The organism is Pedobacter borealis DSM 19626 (assembly GCF_000708285.2).
Lineage (GTDB): Bacteria > Bacteroidota > Bacteroidia > Sphingobacteriales > Sphingobacteriaceae > Pedobacter > Pedobacter borealis.
Window position 1 is genome coordinate 1 of the sequence record NZ_JAUG01000177.1, and the last position, 2,809, is coordinate 2,809.

General features: G+C 36.7%; 4 protein-coding genes. 1 reads left to right on the top strand and 3 read right to left on the bottom strand.

Annotated features, from left to right (window positions below):
• Positions 1-140: transposase (locus AW17_RS23235; RefSeq protein ID WP_029280723.1), on the top strand; the 140-nt coding region annotated here is incomplete at its 5' end.
• Between the two features lie 142 nt (positions 141-282).
• Here the strand turns inward: AW17_RS23235 and AW17_RS23240 are convergent.
• The 3 genes from AW17_RS23240 to AW17_RS23250 all read right to left on the bottom strand — a co-directional run bounded on the left by AW17_RS23240 (position 283) and on the right by AW17_RS23250 (position 2,632).
• Positions 283-537, bottom strand: a complete 255-nt coding sequence (locus AW17_RS23240) for a type II toxin-antitoxin system prevent-host-death family antitoxin (RefSeq protein WP_029280725.1) — start codon at positions 535-537, stop codon at positions 283-285.
• 89 nt (positions 538-626) lie between these two features.
• The gene (locus AW17_RS23245) at positions 627-1,031 is read right to left on the bottom strand and encodes a hypothetical protein (protein ID WP_029280727.1); all 405 of its coding nucleotides are present in this window, start codon (positions 1,029-1,031) and stop codon (positions 627-629) included.
• 140 nt (positions 1,032-1,171) lie between these two features.
• Positions 1,172-2,632, bottom strand: coding sequence for a nicotinate phosphoribosyltransferase (locus AW17_RS23250; RefSeq protein WP_209444339.1), 1,461 nt, complete (start codon positions 2,630-2,632; stop codon positions 1,172-1,174).
• Between the last annotated feature and the right edge of the window lie 177 nt (positions 2,633-2,809).

Here is a 2,809-nt window from a genome sequence, read left to right on the forward strand (position 1 = left end):
TATTAAACTACTTTACAAATAGAAGCACCAATGCATCTGCTGAATCTTTCAACGCTAAAATAAAAGCATTCAGATCACAGTTTAGGGGAGTGAGAAATGTAAAATTCTTCTTGTTCAGATTAGCTAAAATTTATGCCTAGAATTAATCCCCAACTTTTTTGCTTGATCCGTGATCAATAAGTTCTAATAATAATTTTTGAACCTTTTTATAAGCACTTTGGTCTGTTTTCTTTAGCCACTTAAGATCCTCTATTGCCTGTGAAGTGAACGCTAGGCTATACATTATAAATCTTTAAGAAATTCTACTAAGGCATCTTTTCCTGTAACTTTAGTAAGTTCGCCATTTTTTGCCTGCAAAAGTGATTTTTCAATTTTTTCGACCATCTCTTTTGAAAAATAGATATCATCATTAGTGATTGGTGTTATTGAATATGCTTTATTTTTGCCCCTTTGAACAATAATCTGTTCTCCACTATCAGCCATATCCATATATTCGGCCTGTTTCTCTCTAAATTCCCTACTGCTTACCACTAACATAATCCTATTTTAAATGTACCATATTGGTACAAATATAGATATTTATTTTCGATAATACATCATATTGATAAGTGTCATATATACCTAAATCAATAGCTAAACCCCGGAAATTCGATATTTACAATTTTCCAGCCACCGTTATGCAATGCGAAATACAGTTTAAAAGGTCCGCTTACTATTTTTGATTGTTTTTGAACAACATCTCTATAACCTGCAACCCCTTCAACAAAGCCCATCCCCTTACCCTCGTTCATTAATTCAAAATTAACATCGATAATATCGTATCTGCCACCAACATATTCATCAGACCGGCCGAAAATACCTTTTAGCCGACCAATAATAACATCTTTGCCCATAATTTTATTACCCGGAAGAATAAAAAAATCATTCAATTCGTCGGTAATGGCCTTCGATTGCTTAAACCATGCGTTTATAAATCTAATGGCACTATTTACGATATCAGCCTGATGGTTAAATGTGGGGTTGTTCTGCATTGTATCTTACATTAAATGAGGTGTGTCATAAATAAATCTAATCTGTCACATTGAGCCTGTCGAAATGATTAATTATGTCCTTCGACAGGCTCAGGATGACAATCCCATATTAATGATACCACTTCAAAAACTTGGCGAAGTTAACTATTCTTTAGCCTTTCTCTAATTTCAACAAGAGAATAATCGATCAATAACTTTCCGTCGCGAAAAATTTCTTTCAATTCGCCCTGTGCTTCTTCTTCCCAGCTGCATTGATCTTTCAGTTCGTATTCGCCTTCTGCATTTTTAAAAATCTTCAGTAAACCTTTTGCTGATTTCTTGGTGCCATCGTCGGTAATCGGATCTTTAAATATTTCGCGACCGATGCCATCTACTTCTCCATAAGTGGCTTTCATCGCAAAACCAAAAGTATCGCGTGTATTATATTGATAGGTGAATGAACCGATGCCAAAAACAACATTGGTAGAAGCAAAGCCTTTAGCTTTTAGCCGCTCGCAGATCTGTGTAGCTCTTTCGGTAGTAATGCTATCTCCATAAATAGCACCAATCTGCGGTACCAGTTCTTTAAATCCTTTGTCGTTGGTTTTTCCACCGAAAACATCCCATAGCAACTCGATTACACCCTTTTTCTCATTTTCGTTTTTGCCATTTGGATTTCCACAGATAATATCAACCGGATCTCCCGAATCTGGCCTGATTACTACTTTACCTGGACGGGCGATAATATCATCTTTTAAAACAGGTAGATACTCTGTCAACACTTTCCATAAATCCCAGGTATCAGAAACGATAGATACAATTCCTTTTGGGTAAACTTCTAAAATCAAACGTTTAAAGGTTTCGAGTTCTCCGGTATTGGTTCCCATACACATTACAGAGTGTTCTGTAGCAGCTACTGAGCCGCCGATTAACTCTTTATCTGAATCTGCATTGTAATACTCTTCTAAAAAATCGATGGCTGGAATGGTATCTGTTCCTGTAAAACTCAATAAATGCCCGGCTGCAGAAGTTACTGCAGCTTCTATTCCACCCATGCCCCGCATAGAGAAATCGTGCCCCTGCCAATCTACAAATTCTGGAACTGAAGAGGTTTCTGCGGCATACTGATCCAAAATGGCGCGGTATTGTTTAGCTATTGTAGCAGAATTACATGGCAGCCACACCACCGCTGACAATAAGGTTTCGAAATAATTGGTCAGCCAGAAAAATTCAGACTTGGTATTGTACATGGTAAACATGGGTACACGCAAAGGCACTTCAGCACCTTCTGGTAATGATTTAAAAACCATTGGAATATAACCCAGATCGTGTAAATCAGCTATATGCTGTATGCCTACCAAATTTTCTCCCAGGTAATTATTGATCCTGCGCGCATATTTCTTTAAAATTTCCTCTTTTGGCTGTTTAAAGAAATTCTGGTTAAAATCTTCAATGATGTATTTTTTAATAAAATACTGCAAACCAAAAAGCACTACACGATTTACGTTTTCTAGCCTGCTTTTTCTTGGCGTCCAGTTAGAGTAAACCAATGTGGTATTTTCAGGGTATTGCCTGCGGTGATCTACTTTGTATCCGTCGGTTAATAGTAATGGATTCATCATTTTTATATTTATAACCTGAGTTCGATAATTATTAGCTGAAAATCATATCTTATACACGCCTAATCCAGCTTTATCGTCCTGCTGAATTTATTTCAGCATCTTTTTAGCGTGAAAGACCCTGAAATAAATTCAGGGTGACGACCGCCTTAACTGAAAACTTGATTAAAACGTCACAAA

What these genes read in the sequence shown, in the direction of transcription:
- AW17_RS23250 (WP_209444339.1), bottom strand. Translation starts at nt 2,632, where the DNA reads ATGATGAATCCATTACTATTAACCGACGGATACAAAGTAGATCACCGC.
- AW17_RS23245 (WP_029280727.1), bottom strand. Translation starts at nt 1,031, where the DNA reads ATGCAGAACAACCCCACATTTAACCATCAGGCTGATATCGTAAATAGT.
- AW17_RS23240 (WP_029280725.1), bottom strand. Translation starts at nt 537, where the DNA reads ATGTTAGTGGTAAGCAGTAGGGAATTTAGAGAGAAACAGGCCGAATAT.